Source organism: Bradyrhizobium lablabi (genome assembly GCF_001440475.1).
Classification (GTDB): domain Bacteria; phylum Pseudomonadota; class Alphaproteobacteria; order Rhizobiales; family Xanthobacteraceae; genus Bradyrhizobium; species Bradyrhizobium lablabi.
The window spans coordinates 215,478-229,554 of sequence record NZ_LLYB01000123.1 but is presented as its reverse complement, the minus strand read 5'-3'; the positions used below and the strand labels follow the sequence as shown (position 1 = coordinate 229,554).

Here is a 14,077-nt window from a genome sequence, read left to right as displayed (position 1 = left end):
GGTTAGGTGCCGGAACTTAGCAGAATCGGGACCGTCTTAGAGCATGATCCGGCGGTGGCGGCACCGGTTTTCCGATAAGAGCATGCTCAGACTTAAAGATTAGGCCTATGAATTAGAGTTTCGTCCGGGGCCGCAACGCCCGGGTAAGCGCCTCAAACAGGGCATTTTCATCCGGCGACGCCGCCTGTGTGACCTGGCTCGCGCCGACGTCTCGCAACACCGCAGCTACCGCCGCCGAAATGCAGCATTGCGGCAGCGCCAATGCCGAAATTTCGACGCCACCGGCGCGCGCCGCCTCCAGGAACGCACGCGCGCTGCGCCGCGAGTAATGCAGCACTGCCTCAACCTCATGCGCCACGAAAGCGTCATATACCTCGCGCGGCAGGCTGGGCACAGGCACCATCCGGTAGGTGGTCTGCGTCACGACCGTAAAGCCGTTTTCGCCGAGTTCGCCGGCAAGGTCGCGGGCGAGATCGGCGCCGGCCAGGTACAGGATCGGGCTGCTCTTCTTCAGTTGCTTCGATTTCGCGCTCGCCAGCACCAGATCGCGCAACGCGCCGGCGTCACCTTTCGACGCGATCACCTCGGCAAAGCCGGCCTCGCGCGCCGCAGCGGCGGTATTTTCCCCGACCGCAAACAGCGGCAGCCTGAGCAGCCGCCCGCCGGCCAGATGCGACGCGATCGCCCGCAGGGCGTTGGCGCTGGTGACGATGATCGCGCCGTAGGTCGCATCCGCATCGTCCTGGAACGGCACGGGCTCGAACCGCAGCATCGGCGCGCGCAGCACGTCGAACCCCCGCGCGCGCAGCGCCTCCGCGGTCGTTTCATCGTCGGGACTTGGACGCGTGACGAGAACGGCCATATTTCAGATCTCCGCCAACACGATTTCGGCATACCCGGGCGATTGCACCTTGCGACCTCGTAATGCTACGCGGTTACCGAAGCGTTGTTTTTCGGCGATAGCGCAACAATTCATCAAGGGCTCAATTTGGACAACGACAAACCGATGCTGGTACTGGGTATCGAGACCACCTGCGATGAAACCGCAGCCGCCGTGGTCGAGCGCCAGCGCGACGGCAGGGCCAGGATTCTGTCCAATATCGTACGCTCGCAGATCTCGGAACACGCCCGTTTCGGCGGCGTGGTGCCGGAGATCGCGGCGCGCGCCCATGTCGACCTGCTTGACGGCATCGTCGGCCAGGCCATGAAGGAGGCCAATGTCGGCTTTGCGCAATTGTCGGCGGTGGCGGCTGCCGCCGGCCCCGGCCTGATCGGCGGCGTGATCGTCGGCCTGACCACCGCCAAGGCGATTGCGATGGTCCACGATACGCCGCTGATTGCGGTCAATCATCTCGAGGCCCATGCGCTGACGCCGCGGCTCACCTGCGCGCTCGCGTTTCCCTACTGCCTGTTCCTCGCCTCCGGCGGCCACACCCAGATCGTAGCCGTCGTCGGCGTCGGCAACTATGTGCGGCTCGGCACCACCGTCGACGATGCCATGGGCGAAGCCTTCGACAAGGTCGCAAAAATGATGTCGCTGCCCTATCCGGGCGGGCCGGAGGTCGAGCGCGCGGCCGCACGTGGCGATGCCAAGCGTTTCGCCTTTCCGCGGCCGATGCTTGGACGGCCCGATGCGAATTTCTCTTTGTCGGGATTGAAGACCGCAGTTCGCAACGAGGCCAACCGTATGATGCCGCTGGAGCCGGAGGACGTTGACGATCTCTGCGCCGGTTTCCAGGCCGCCGTGCTGGAATCGACCGCGGACCGGCTGAGCGTGGGCTTACGATTGTTTCACGAACGGTTCGGCCAGCCGCGCGCGCTGGTCGCTGCCGGCGGCGTCGCCGCCAATCATGCGATTCGCGGCGCGTTGCAAAACGTTGCCGCACGGGCGCAGACTACGCTGATCATTCCGCCGCCCGAGCTCTGCACCGATAACGGTGCCATGATTGCCTGGGCGGGTGCGGAACGGATGGCGCTCGGATTGACCGATACGATGGATGCACCGCCCCGCGCGCGCTGGCTGCTGGATGCCAACGCCAAAGCGCCCGCCGGCTACACCAACACCCGCGCAGGATTTTGAAATGGCATCCTTCAACTCCGTCGCGGTGATCGGCGCCGGCGCCTATGGCACGGCGCTCGCCAGCGCCGCCAGACGCGCCGGCCGCGACGTCACGCTCTATGCACGGAGCGCCGACGGCGCCGCGCAGATGAAGGCGACACGGCAAAATCCCAGGCTGCCCGGCGTCAACCTCGACGGAGGCATCGACATCACCGCCGACATGGCCGCAGCCGCGCGCGCCGACATCGTTCTGATCGCAACACCTGCGCAAAGCCTGCGCCAGGCCGCGGTGGCGCTGGCGCCACTCCTCAAGCCTTCGACGTCCGTCGTCGCCTGCGCCAAGGGCATCGAACGGGGCACGCATCGATTCATGACCGAGGTGATTGCCGAAACCATTCCCGGCGCCATCCCCGCCATCCTGTCGGGACCGAATTTTGCCGACGATGTCGCGCGGGGCCTGCCGACCGCCGTCACGCTGGCCGCGCGCGATGAAGCGCTGGCGAGCAATCTGGTGCAGGCGCTCGGCTCGTCAACCTTCCGGCCCTATCACACCACGGATGTTCGCGGCGTCGAGATCGGCGGCGCGGCCAAGAACGTGCTGGCGATCGCCGCCGGCATCGTCGTCGGCCGGCAACTCGGCGCTTCCGCGCTGGCTGCGCTGACCACGCGCGGCTTTAGCGAACTCGCGCGTCTCGGCCGCGCCTGCGGCGCGCGCAGCGAAACGCTGGCCGGCCTGTCGGGTCTCGGCGACCTGATTTTGAGCTGCTCCAGTCCGCAGTCGCGCAATTTCGCATTCGGCATCGCGCTCGGGCGCGGCGAGCAGCCGGACCGCGGCAAGCTCGCCGAAGGCGAGTTCACCGCGCCTGTTATGATCGAACTGGCCGCTTCGCAGAATGTCGATATGCCGGTATCAAAGGCGGTGGCGGCGATCCTGGGCGGCAAGGTGACGATCGATGCGGCGATCGAAGGCCTGCTGACGCGGCCGTTCAAGGCGGAGGAATGACGATGGCGTACTGGCTGGTGAAATCCGAACCCTCGGTCTGGTCGTGGGACCAGCAGGTCGCGAAGGGCGCAAAGGGCGAAGCCTGGACCGGCGTGCGCAATTTCACCGCCCGGCAAAACCTCGTGAACATGAAGAAGGGCGACAAGGCGTTCTTCTATCATTCCAACGAGGGCAAGGAGATCGTCGGCATCGCCGAGATCATCAAGGAAGCCTATCCAGATCCGTCGGACAAAACCGGCAAATTCGTCTGCGTCGACATCAAGGCCGACAAGCCCTTGAAGACGCCGGTGACGATGGCCGCGATCAAGGCCGACAAGAAACTCGCCGACATGGCGCTGGTGAAATATTCGCGGCTGTCGGTGCAGCCGGTGACCGCGGACGAGTGGAAGATGGTCTGCAAGATGGGCGGGATGTAAGCCGCTTGTCATTGCCGGGCTTGACCCGGCAATCCATCACCTCAAAAGAATCTCTTTATGATGGATGCGCGGGTCAAGCCCGCGCATGACGAGAGATCAAGCCGCCGCGGCCGTCACCACCTGCGCCAGCAGCGCTTCGCGCTTGGCTTGCGTGCGGTAGCCCTTCATCGTCGCGGCGAAGCGCTCCAAGATGCCGTCCTCGAACGCGGTGACGATGGTGTCGTGGACGTAGCTCTTGCGGCAGATCGCGGGCGTGTTCGACAGTTCGTCGGCGGCGGCGCGCACGGCTTCCAGCACCTGCTTCTTGCGGCCGCGTTCACTTGCCGCAGGCGTAATCCGCGACAGCGATTCCAGCACCACGGCCGAGGCCATCAGGGTGCGGAAATCCTTCAGCGAAATCTTGATGCCGGCGATCTCGCGGAGGAACGCGTTCACCGTCGTGGTCGAGACCGTGCGGACGGTGCCGGAATTATCGCGGTACTGGAACATGCGCTTGCCCGGCACGGTGCGCAGGATGCCGATGGCGCGCACGAGTTTCGCGGCGTCGCATTCCTTGCGCACGGCCTTGCCGCCCTTGGCCTTGAAGGTCAGGACGAAGCAGTCGTCTTCCAGCGTGACGTTGGATTTCAGCATCGTGGTGGCGCCACGGGTGCCGTTGAGGCGGGCGTAGGATTCGTTGCCCGGGCGGATCGCAGTGCGCGCGATCAGCTCGATCACCGCCGAGAGGGCGAATTCGCGCGTCGGCTCGTCACCGGACAGATACGCGGAGACCTTGCGGCGGATCTTCGGCAACGCCGCCACCAGCCGCGCCAGGCGATGCGCCTTGCGCTGCTCGCGGACCTTCTCCCAATCGGCGTGATACCGATACTGCAGCCTTCCTGCCGCATCGATGCCGACGGCCTGCAGGTGCGAAGACGGATCGGCCGAATAGCGGACGTCGCGATAGGCCGGCGGCACCGCCATCGAATGCAGGCGGCGGATGGTGCCGGCGTGACGAATCTGGGTGCCGTTGGCGCGATGGAATGAATAACCCTTGCCGCGCTTGACGCGGCGGATGGTCAGCCCATTCTGGTCGCCGAGCTTGAGGCCGAGCTCCTGGGCCAGCTCTTCGACGGAAGTTTTAGCGACGATGTGCGGCTTTGCCGCGGACTTGGCAGTTTCGCTGACCGGTTCCTTCGGCAGTTGCCCAAGCGCTTGTGCCAGTGCGACGGCGGGATCGGCGGAAACGGGCCGCGTAGCCTCGAAACTCTGCTGATCCATCATGTCCGTTGTCGCCTTGCTCCGCCTGTTTCGCCGGTAATGCCTTTTGTTGTGGCTTGGTTCCGGGGAGCCGTCCGGCCCCGGGGAGGCCATTTAGGGGGTAACGTGTCACTTTGCGAGTCCCGATTCCGTCATTGACGGTTATTAGATACCTTTCATGGGAGCCATTCCGGCGATAACGTTGATTTCGCCCTGCGCGCAACTGCGAAAAGTTTAGCGACTTTGATCCGCGGCAAGGCGAGGAACCCGCTGACCGACCAAGGTCGCAGACGTTCCGCCTTGTCCGGGTATCGCCCCGCGACGCATAATCGCTGCAACAATTCAGGACGATTTGCGGCTGCCTCGGCATGGGGCCGCAATGAGTGGGAGGGAAGCATGTCCGAGAAGATCTACGACGTATCCGCCGATTGGGCCAAACGCGCCTATGTCGATGACGCCAAGTACCGCGAGATGTATGCCCGCTCGGTCTCGGACCCCAATGGCTTCTGGGCCGAACAGGCCAAGCGCATCGACTGGATGAAGCAGCCCCACAAGATCGAAAACGTCTCCTTCGCCCCCGGCAACATCTCGATCAAATGGTTCGAGGATGGCGTCCTGAACGCCGCCTGGAACTGCATCGACCGCCATCTCGACAAGCGCGGCAACCAGACCGCGATCATCTGGGAGGGCGATGATCCCTCGCAGTCCAAGCACATCACCTACCGCCAGCTGCACGACGAAGTCTGCAAGATGGCCAACATCCTGCGCAACCGTAACGTCAAGAAGGGCGACCGCGTCACGATTTATCTGCCGATGATCCCCGAAGCGGCCTATGCGATGCTGGCCTGCGCGCGGATCGGCGCCATTCACTCGGTGGTGTTCGCCGGCTTCTCGCCCGACAGCCTGGCTCAGCGCATCACCGACTGCCAGTCCAAGATCATCATCACCGCCGACGAGGGATTGCGCGGCGGCAAGAAGGTGCCGCTGAAGGCCAATGTCGATGCCGCGATCGAGAAGGCCGGCGGCGTCGATTGGGTCGTCGTGGTCAAGCGCACCGGTGCAGCCGTGGACATGAATCCGACGCGCGATTTCTGGTACCACGAAGTCGCGAAAATGGTCACCACGGAATGCCCGGCCGAGCACATGCATGCGGAAGACCCGCTGTTCATTCTCTACACGTCGGGCTCCACCGGCCAGCCGAAGGGTGTGCTGCACACCACCGGCGGCTATCTCGTGTTCGCGTCGATGACGCACCAATACGTGTTCGACTATCACGACGGCGACGTCTACTGGTGCACCGCCGACGTCGGCTGGGTCACCGGCCACAGCTACATTCTCTATGGACCGCTCGCGAACGGCGCGACCACGCTGATGTTCGAAGGCGTGCCGAATTATCCGGATAATTCGCGGTTCTGGAACGTCATCGACAAGCACAACGTCAACATCTTCTACACCGCGCCGACCGCGATCCGTGCGCTGATGCAGGGCGGCGACGAGCCGGTGAAGAAGACTTCGCGCAAGAGCCTGCGCCTGCTCGGCTCGGTCGGCGAGCCGATCAATCCGGAAGCGTGGGAATGGTATCACCGCGTGGTCGGCGACGGCCGCTGCCCGATCGTCGACACCTGGTGGCAGACCGAGACCGGCGGCATTTTGATCACGCCGCTGCCGGGCGCGACCAAGCTGAAGCCCGGCTCGGCGACGCGGCCGTTCTTCGGCGTGGTGCCCGAGATCGTCGACGCCGAAGGCAACGTGCTGCAAGGTGAGACCACGGGTAATCTCTGCCTTGCCAAGTCGTGGCCGGGCCAGATGCGCACGGTCTATGGCGACCACGCCCGGTTCGAGCAGACCTATTTCTCGACCTACAAGGGCAAGTATTTTACCGGCGACGGCTGCCGCCGCGATGCCGACGGCTATTACTGGATCACCGGCCGCGTCGATGACGTCATCAACGTCTCCGGCCACCGCATGGGCACCGCCGAGGTCGAGAGCTCGCTGGTCGCACACGCCAAGGTCTCGGAAGCCGCCGTGGTCGGCTATCCCCACGACATCAAGGGCCAGGGCATCTACGCCTATGTCACCCTGATGGCCGGCACCGAGCCGACCGAGGAGCTGCGCAAGGAGCTGGTCGCCTGGGTGCGCAAGGACATCGGCCCGATCGCGTCCCCCGACCAGATCCAGTTCGCGCCGGGCCTGCCGAAAACCCGCTCCGGCAAGATCATGCGCCGCATCCTGCGCAAGATCGCCGAGGACGAGCCGTCGAGCCTCGGCGACACCTCGACGCTGGCCGATCCGGCCGTGGTCGACGACCTCGTGCAGAACCGGCAGAACAAGAAGGGCGCGCCGGCGTAGGGCTATCGCACCTCCACGCATCGTCATGGCCGGGCTTGTCCCGGCCATCCACGTCCCGGCCATCCACGTCCCGGCCTTGCAAAGAACGACATGGATGCCGGGACATGACGAGTTCGCTGGATTGATCCGGGTGCGCTGAAGCAGCGGAAACTGCCGGAAATTCCCATCGCTCACGCGGTTGTCGGTGGCGAGCCCGCTCCGGCGGGCTTTTCGCCGCCATGTGTTGTTTTCCGGTCATTTACTTTATTTCCAACATTTCCTTTGTTCCCCCCGTCGAAATCAGTCTCGAGGGCCGGCGCTGAAACCAGCCGGTCAGTTCGCGCGACTAAAGTAAGCGCCGCGCACGCGAGACAGCGGGCCGTTGCGGCTTGAAAGGATAGTTGAGGAATCCCCGAGAGGGCGGGCAGAGTGGAGCTGGGAAATGTTTAAGAAAATTGCGGTGGCGTTGGCCGCCACCTTGGCTGCGGGCATTGTGATGTCCCCGGCGGCACAAGCGCGGCCGGAACTGGTTGGCATCAGCGGCGATTACGCGCCGGGCACGATCATCGTGAAGACCCATGAGCGGCGTCTCTACCTCGTTCTCGAATCCGGGCGCGCGATGCGCTATCCCGTCGGCGTCGGCAAGGCCGGCAAGCAGTGGGCGGGGACCACGAAGATCGACGGCAAGTATCTCCATCCGGCCTGGTCGCCGCCGAACGAAGTCAGGCGCGACAAGCCTAACATGCCCGACGTGATTCCCGGCGGCTCGCCGCGCAACCCGATGGGCGTTGCGGCGATGACGCTGGCCGGCGGCGAGTACGCCATTCACGGCACCAACGTGCCGGGTTCGGTCGGCGGCTTCGTGTCCTACGGTTGCATCCGCATGCTCAACGACGACATCTCCGATCTCTATCAGCGCGTGCCGGTCGGCACGACCGTGACTGTGACACGCTGATCGGCTGAACGATTTCCAATACAAGGAGCCGCACATTGCGCGGCTCCTTGATTTCATTTGGATAGTGGCTGGCTTGCGTTCGCGCACCAGCCGTTGCGGTGGCCGCCGCCATAGCTGCGCGCATGCCCCGCTGCGAGCATCGCCGTCGAAACACTTCCGGTGCGCCTCGTCGCGGCGTCGGCCACGACGCGGCCGCTATATTTGTCTGGCCCGATATTGAAGATCGTGACGTCGCCCTCGCGCAGCAGCGCGCGCAGGGCATCGGTCGCAGCTTCCGCCATCTGCAGCTCCTGCGGACACGACGCCTTCAACTCGGGCGCATCGATGCCGCGCAGCCGCACGCGCGTCGTGGGTTCGACGCCGGGCGACAAATGCACCCGCGCCTCAAACGTGTCACCATCGATGGTGCGGATGACATCGACGGGGTGGCGCACATCAGAATTCCCGGCGCGCTTCCAGATCAGTTCGGCGTCGCGCGCCGCCTGGCTTTCGGTGAAGCCCGGTAACGACCGCCGCACCCAGTCCCGCACCGGCAGCATCGACACCGCTGCCACGCACAGCACGAACACCCACGGCAGGACCGACGAAAGCCAGCGCCGCGAGGGACCCCGGCGCGGGGCTCGATATGCATTCATTCTCTCGTAGGGAGACATATTCCGACTAAGGGCTGAGTCGCCTCTTCCGGCAAGGCCCTCAGGCAATCAAAAATCCGACGCGATCCCTTTGCGCTCCCAATCGCCGTAGCGAGTCGGTTCCGGGCCCTTCGGACCCTGGAATTCCTTCTGCAGCGTCGTTGCATTGGCCTCGGCGGCCTTGCGGCGCGCTTCGGCCTCGGCGAGCGCGCGCTCGGCCGCGGGCGTCAGCTTCTTGCGCTCCGCGACAAGCGCGGGGGATGAAGAATTGTCGGTCATTACAACTCTCCCATAGCATGGGATGGGCGCACAGGTGACATCACATTCGCAAAATTGTCTGTGGCGATTCTTACATTTGGCATATTCGCATGCCAAAGGAACCTCTCAATCAATGGCATGAGCCGAAACCTTTCCGCCTTTCCGGGACATTGCTGCTTCATGCCCCCTTCCAGATTCGCAGTACCTTCAGAAGTGCCCGGCCTCGCAGCGCGGCGCATCGCGGCTGACATTCTCGACGGCGTACTGCACAAGCATCGCACCCTCGATGACCAGCTCGACGGCGCCGGCGCGCATCCCGGACTGAAGGCGCTTGCCGATCGCGACCGCGCGCTGATGCGGCGGCTGGTGGCGACGATCCTGCGGCGGCTCGGCACGCTCGGCCATCTGCTGTCGCGCCTGCTCGACCGCGGCATTCCGACGGATGCACCGCGCGCGCAGAGCGCGCTCTTGATCGGCGCGGCGCAGATTCTCTGGATGGACGTACCCGATCACGCCGCCGTCGATCTTTCGGTGCGGCTGGTGCAATCGGACCGGCGCGCCGCCAAATATGCCGGCCTCGTCAACGCGGTGTTGCGCCGGTGCGCGCGCGAAGGACAACCGCTGATCGACGAAGTCAAATCGCAGACGCTCGACATTCCGCCGTGGCTGCTTACGCGCTGGATCGGCGCCTATGGCGAGACCACCGCGCGCGAGATGGCGCGCGCCATCGGCCACGAACCCTCGCTCGACATCACCGTGAAGACAGACGCCGCGCAATGGGCGAACCGCCTGCATGGCGAAACCTTGCCGACCGGAACCGTGCGCACGCTGCTGCAGGGTGCGGTGACCATGCTGCCCGGTTTCTCCGAAGGACAGTGGTGGGTGCAGGATGCCGCCGCCGCGCTGCCGGCGCGGTTGTTCGGTGACGTCGGCGGCAAGACCATTGTCGACCTCTGCGCCGCGCCCGGCGGCAAGACCGCGCAGCTCGCGCAGGCCGGCGCGCGCGTCACCGCGGTCGACCGCTCGCCGGCGCGCATGGCGCGGCTGCGCGACAATCTCGCGCGGCTTTCGCTGCAGGCCGACGATATCGTGACCGATGCCGCCGAGTGGCAAGGCCACGGCAATGGCGGCTTCGACGGCGTGCTGGTCGATGCGCCCTGTACCTCCACCGGCACCATCCGCCGTCACCCTGACGTCGCCTGGCTGCGTCAGGAGGCCGATATTGCAACGCTGTCGGCATTGCAGAAGCGGCTGCTGCAACGGGCGGTCGCACTGCTCAAGCCGGGTGGAACGCTGGTCTATTGCACCTGTTCGCTGGAGCCCGAGGAAGGCGAGCAGGCGGTCGCCTCCCTGCTGGCCGCCGAATCCGGCGTGCGCCGGGTCCCGATCGAGACGGGCGAGGTCGCAGGCTTGAGCGAAATCGTCACCGCAAACGGCGATTTACGCACCCTGCCCTGCCATTTGCCCCATGCCGACCCCCGGCTCGGCGGGCTGGATGGATTTTACGCGGCGCGTCTGGTTAAAACCTGACTTTAGACCAGAATCCCCCGGCCTTCGGGTGATTCGTCTGTTTTCAAGATGGTGTCATACCGGCGTTTCCGGATTAAAAGGATTCGCCAGAATACCCCTCCCTCCCTAAGCCCAAGGCACGGCGTGTCGGTCGCTCAACGCAGACGCATCTCGACGCTTATCATGAGCCGCTCGGCGCGGACCGTGATCGCGCGCGCGACCGGCGCCACGGTGGCGGTATCGCGGCTGTGGCCTGGCCGCGCCGACCGGCTGATCATCGCCCCGCACGATCTGCGCACCGCCGACGCCACGCGCGCCGCCGAAATCTATGCCGGCCGCTTCGTGTTCGCCGGCAAGATCGTGACCTGCCACGGCCGCTCGATCTTCGACCTCGAACCGCCGTCGGAAGATTGGGAAGTCGCCCTGCTCGGCTTCGGCTGGCTGCGCCACCTGCGCGCCGCCGACACGGCGCTGACCCGCGCCAACGCCCGCTCGCTGGTCGATGACTGGATCTCGAATCCGGGACGCCGGCGGCCGCTCGAACGCCGCCCCGACGTACTGGCGCGGCGCGTGATCTCGCTGCTGTCGCAGGCGCCGCTGGTGCTCGGCGACACCGACGGAAAATTCTACCGCAAATATCTGCGCGGGCTGACCCGCGAAATCCGCTATCTGCGCTACACGACGCTCGACATCGCCGACGGCGTGCCGCGGCTGCAGGTTTTGATCGCACTGTGCTACGCCTCGCTGTGTCTCGCCAACCAGGCGCGGAACATCCGCGCCGCCACGCGCCGGTTGTCCGACGAATTGCAGCGGCAGATCCTGCCCGACGGCGGCCATATCTCGCGCAACCCCGGCGCGCTGGTCGAACTGCTCAGCGACTTGCTGCCGCTGCGTCAGACCTTTGCGGCCCGCAACATCGCGCCGCCGCCGGCGCTCTTGAATGCGATCGACCGCATGATGCCGATGCTGCGGTTCTTCCGTCACGGCGACGGCAGCTTTGCGCTGTTCAACGGCATGAGCAACGCGCCGTCCGACCTGGTGGCGACACTGCTCGCCTATGACGATACGCATGGCGTGCCGATGGCGAACATGCCGCATACCGGCTTCCAGCGCCTCGATGCCGGCACCACGACCGTCATCATCGATACCGGCCCGCCGCCGCCGCCGAATGTCAGCCAGGAAGCGCATGCCGGCTGTCTCTCGTTCGAACTGTCGTCCGGACCGAGCCGGATCGTCGTCAATTGCGGGATGCCCTCGACCGGCCGGGACAACTGGCGCACCTTTGCGCGCAGCACCGCGGCGCATTCGACCCTGACCTATCACGATACGTCCTCGTGCCAGTTCGTCGAACTGTCGGCGATGAAGAAGCTGTTGCAGGGCGCGCCCGTCGTCAGCGGCCCGGCCAATGTGGAAAGCTACCGCGAGGCGGTGGCCGACGGCGATCTTCTGACCACCTCGCATGACGGCTACCTTGCGCGCTTCGGCGCCCTGCATCGCCGCGTGCTGATGATCTCCCATGACGGAGCAAGGCTCGATGGCGAAGACACCGTGTCGCCGGCGCCGGGGGGACGCATCAAGGGCGCCGAGAACGATTATGCCCTGCGGTTTCACCTGCATCCCGCGGTGAAGGCCAGCCGCCTCAGCGATGCGCGCGGCGTCATGCTGGTATTGCCCAACCGCGACGTCTGGACCTTCGAGGCGCTCGACGACAAGGTCGACCTCGAGGACAGCGTATTCCTGGCCGGCAATGACGGCCCTCGCCGCACTGCCCAGATCGTGATCCGCCAGGATTCCCGCCACGCCTCCTCGATCCGCTGGAGCTTTGCCCGCTCGTCGACGTCGGCGGCCACCACCAACGCCCGCCGCAATGCGCGGCGCGAGCCGGAACTGCCGCTCTGAGGCTTAATCTGCGCCCATTGTGAACCCCGCCAAAAGCTGCTAACCAGCCGGCTCTCGCGCGACTGGCGACTTTGGATGGAGCACCATCGGGAAGCGCGAGGGTAATCGCCGCGCGCCTGGGCATAAGCATCCCCTAACAAAGGACCTTGCCCATGACCGAGCCCACCCGCCGCGTAACCCGCGCTCTACTGTCCGTTTCCGACAAGACCGGCCTGATCGAGTTTGCCAAGGCGCTCGCAGGCCATGGCGTCGAGCTCGTCTCCACCGGCGGGACCGCCAAGGCGATCGCCGCGGCAGGGCTGAAGGTCAAGGACGTCTCCGAACTCACCGGCTTTCCCGAAATGATGGACGGCCGGGTCAAGACGCTGCATCCGAAGGTGCATGGCGGCCTGCTCGCGATCCGCGACAACAAGGAACACACTGAGGCGATGAAGTCGCGCGGCATCGCGCCGATCGACCTGCTCGTCGTCAACCTCTACCCGTTCGAGGCGACCGTCGACAAAGGCGCTGATTATGAGGACTGCATCGAGAATATCGACATCGGCGGTCCCGCGATGATCCGCGCCGCGGCCAAGAACCACGACGATGTCGCCGTCGTCGTCGAGCCGCAGGATTATCAGGCCGTGCTCGACGAACTTGCCGCCAACAAGGGAGCAACGTCGCTGTCGCTGCGCCGCCGCCTCGCCGCGAAAGCCTATGCACGTACCGCGGCCTATGACGCCGCGATCTCGAACTGGTTCGCTGCCCAGCTCAAGGACAACGCGCCCGATTTCCGCGCCGTCGGCGGCAGGCTGATCCAGTCGCTGCGTTACGGCGAGAACCCGCATCAGACCGCAGCCTTCTATGCAACGCCCGACAAGCGGCCCGGCGTCTCCACCGCGCGGCAATTGCAGGGCAAGGAACTGTCCTACAACAACATCAATGACACCGATGCGGCCTATGAATGCGTCGGCGAGTTCGATCCGAAGCGCACCGCGGCCTGCGTGATCGTCAAGCACGCCAATCCATGCGGCGTTGCCGAGGGACCCGACCTCATCACGGCCTATCGCCGCGCGCTCGCCTGCGACTCGACTTCAGCCTTTGGCGGCATCATCGCGGTCAACCGCACGCTCGATGCGGAAGCCGCACGCGCTATCATCGGCATCTTCACCGAGGTGATCATCGCACCCGACGCCACCGAGGAGGCGATCGCGATCATCGGCGGCAAGAAGAATTTGCGGTTGCTGCTCGCGGGCGGCCTGCCCGACCCGCGCACGATTGGTCTCACCGCGAAGACGGTCGCTGGCGGCCTTCTGGTGCAAAGCCGCGACAACGCCGTGGTCGATGACATGGACATCAAGGTCGCGACCAGGCGCGCGCCGACCGACGCCGAGATGCGCGATCTCAAATTCGCCTTCCGCGTCGCCAAGCACGTCAAGTCGAACACCATCATCTACGCCAAGGATCTTGCCACCGTCGGCATCGGCGCCGGCCAGATGAGCCGGGTCGACTCCGCGCGCATCGCCGCCCGCAAGGCGCTGGACGCAGCGGCTGAACTGAAGCTTGCCGAGCCGTTGACCAAGGGCTCCGTCGTCGCATCCGACGCCTTCTTCCCCTTCGCCGACGGCATGCTCGCCTGCATCGAGGCGGGAGCAACTGCCGTGATCCAGCCCGGCGGCTCGATGCGCGACGAGGAAGTCATCAAGGCCGCCGACGACCACGGCATCGCCATGGTGTTCACGGGCACCAGGCATTNTCAGGCATTGAACTCCGTCCCTGCGAACGCAGGGACCCATATCC

The 14,077-nt window shown here is 65.2% G+C and carries 11 protein-coding genes, 1 pseudogene and 1 riboswitch; of the genes and pseudogenes, 8 read left to right on the top strand and 4 right to left on the bottom strand.

Annotation, left to right across the window (positions count from 1 at the left end; translation table 11 throughout):
- Positions 1 to 112: 112 nt before the first annotated feature.
- Positions 113 to 862, bottom strand: a complete 750-nt coding sequence (locus CQ14_RS35000) for a uroporphyrinogen-III synthase (RefSeq protein ID WP_057862296.1) — start codon at positions 860 to 862, stop codon at positions 113 to 115.
- A 144-nt stretch (positions 863 to 1,006) separates the two neighbouring features.
- Here CQ14_RS35000 and tsaD point away from each other — a divergent pair, with 144 nt between their 5' ends.
- The 3 genes from tsaD to CQ14_RS34985 are packed head-to-tail and all read left to right on the top strand — an operon-like array spanning position 1,007 to position 3,478.
- Positions 1,007 to 2,080, top strand: coding sequence for a tRNA (adenosine(37)-N6)-threonylcarbamoyltransferase complex transferase subunit TsaD (tsaD, locus tag CQ14_RS34995; protein ID WP_057862350.1), 1,074 nt, complete (start codon positions 1,007 to 1,009; stop codon positions 2,078 to 2,080).
- A gap of 1 nt (position 2,081) precedes the next feature.
- Positions 2,082 to 3,062: an NAD(P)H-dependent glycerol-3-phosphate dehydrogenase gene (locus CQ14_RS34990; protein ID WP_057862295.1), complete on the top strand. Its 981-nt coding sequence runs from the start codon at positions 2,082 to 2,084 to the stop codon at positions 3,060 to 3,062.
- Between the two features lie 2 nt (positions 3,063 to 3,064).
- The gene (locus tag CQ14_RS34985) at positions 3,065 to 3,478 is read left to right on the top strand and encodes an EVE domain-containing protein (protein ID WP_057862294.1); all 414 of its coding nucleotides are present in this window, start codon (positions 3,065 to 3,067) and stop codon (positions 3,476 to 3,478) included.
- A gap of 96 nt (positions 3,479 to 3,574) precedes the next feature.
- On the opposite strand, the gene CQ14_RS34980 is transcribed toward CQ14_RS34985, so the two are convergent.
- The gene (locus CQ14_RS34980) at positions 3,575 to 4,741 is read right to left on the bottom strand and encodes a DNA topoisomerase IB (protein WP_057862293.1); all 1,167 of its coding nucleotides are present in this window, start codon (positions 4,739 to 4,741) and stop codon (positions 3,575 to 3,577) included.
- Positions 4,742 to 5,113: 372 nt separating this feature from the next.
- Here CQ14_RS34980 and acs point away from each other — a divergent pair, with 372 nt between their 5' ends.
- Positions 5,114 to 7,066 carry an acetate--CoA ligase gene (gene acs / locus CQ14_RS34975; RefSeq protein ID WP_057862292.1) on the top strand — a complete coding sequence of 651 codons (1,953 nt, stop codon included), beginning with the start codon at positions 5,114 to 5,116 and terminating at the stop codon, positions 7,064 to 7,066.
- 421 nt (positions 7,067 to 7,487) lie between these two features.
- A complete protein-coding gene (locus CQ14_RS34970) occupies positions 7,488 to 8,000 on the top strand; it encodes a L,D-transpeptidase (protein WP_057862291.1) in 513 nt (170 codons plus the stop codon).
- 53 nt (positions 8,001 to 8,053) lie between these two features.
- On the opposite strand, the gene CQ14_RS34965 is transcribed toward CQ14_RS34970, so the two are convergent.
- Both CQ14_RS34965 and CQ14_RS34960 read right to left on the bottom strand, forming a co-directional pair.
- Positions 8,054 to 8,653: a thermonuclease family protein gene (locus CQ14_RS34965; RefSeq protein WP_199805695.1), complete on the bottom strand. Its 600-nt coding sequence runs from the start codon at positions 8,651 to 8,653 to the stop codon at positions 8,054 to 8,056.
- Positions 8,654 to 8,701: 48 nt separating this feature from the next.
- Complete coding sequence (locus CQ14_RS34960) at positions 8,702 to 8,911, bottom strand: DUF1674 domain-containing protein (RefSeq protein WP_057862290.1); 210 nt, start codon at positions 8,909 to 8,911, stop codon at positions 8,702 to 8,704.
- A 159-nt stretch (positions 8,912 to 9,070) separates the two neighbouring features.
- On the opposite strand from CQ14_RS34960, the gene CQ14_RS34955 reads away from it, so the two are divergent.
- From CQ14_RS34955 to purH, 3 genes and pseudogenes are all read left to right on the top strand, one after another.
- Entirely contained in the window at positions 9,071 to 10,420 is a 1,350-nt protein-coding gene (locus CQ14_RS34955; RefSeq protein ID WP_057862289.1) for an RsmB/NOP family class I SAM-dependent RNA methyltransferase, read from the top strand.
- A 162-nt stretch (positions 10,421 to 10,582) separates the two neighbouring features.
- Positions 10,583 to 12,298, top strand: coding sequence for a heparinase II/III family protein (locus tag CQ14_RS34950; RefSeq protein WP_057862288.1), 1,716 nt, complete (start codon positions 10,583 to 10,585; stop codon positions 12,296 to 12,298).
- 48 nt (positions 12,299 to 12,346) lie between these two features.
- Positions 12,347 to 12,427: riboswitch (ZMP/ZTP riboswitch) on the top strand.
- Positions 12,428 to 12,450: 23 nt separating this feature from the next.
- Positions 12,451 to 14,032: pseudogene (gene purH, locus CQ14_RS34945) on the top strand (bifunctional phosphoribosylaminoimidazolecarboxamide formyltransferase/IMP cyclohydrolase); the annotation flags it as partial.
- Positions 14,033 to 14,077 lie beyond the last annotated feature (45 nt).

Excerpts from the sequence above, each read along its gene's own strand:
- CQ14_RS35000 (WP_057862296.1), bottom strand. The coding sequence starts at position 862 with ATGGCCGTTCTCGTCACGCGTCCAAGTCCCGACGATGAAACGACCGCG.
- tsaD (WP_057862350.1), top strand. The coding sequence starts at position 1,007 with ATGCTGGTACTGGGTATCGAGACCACCTGCGATGAAACCGCAGCCGCC.
- CQ14_RS34990 (WP_057862295.1), top strand. The coding sequence starts at position 2,082 with ATGGCATCCTTCAACTCCGTCGCGGTGATCGGCGCCGGCGCCTATGGC.
- CQ14_RS34985 (WP_057862294.1), top strand. The coding sequence starts at position 3,065 with ATGGCGTACTGGCTGGTGAAATCCGAACCCTCGGTCTGGTCGTGGGAC.
- CQ14_RS34980 (WP_057862293.1), bottom strand. The coding sequence starts at position 4,741 with ATGATGGATCAGCAGAGTTTCGAGGCTACGCGGCCCGTTTCCGCCGAT.
- acs (WP_057862292.1), top strand. The coding sequence starts at position 5,114 with ATGTCCGAGAAGATCTACGACGTATCCGCCGATTGGGCCAAACGCGCC.
- CQ14_RS34970 (WP_057862291.1), top strand. The coding sequence starts at position 7,488 with ATGTTTAAGAAAATTGCGGTGGCGTTGGCCGCCACCTTGGCTGCGGGC.
- CQ14_RS34965 (WP_199805695.1), bottom strand. The coding sequence starts at position 8,653 with ATGTCTCCCTACGAGAGAATGAATGCATATCGAGCCCCGCGCCGGGGT.
- CQ14_RS34960 (WP_057862290.1), bottom strand. The coding sequence starts at position 8,911 with ATGACCGACAATTCTTCATCCCCCGCGCTTGTCGCGGAGCGCAAGAAG.
- CQ14_RS34955 (WP_057862289.1), top strand. The coding sequence starts at position 9,071 with ATGCCCCCTTCCAGATTCGCAGTACCTTCAGAAGTGCCCGGCCTCGCA.
- CQ14_RS34950 (WP_057862288.1), top strand. The coding sequence starts at position 10,583 with ATGAGCCGCTCGGCGCGGACCGTGATCGCGCGCGCGACCGGCGCCACG.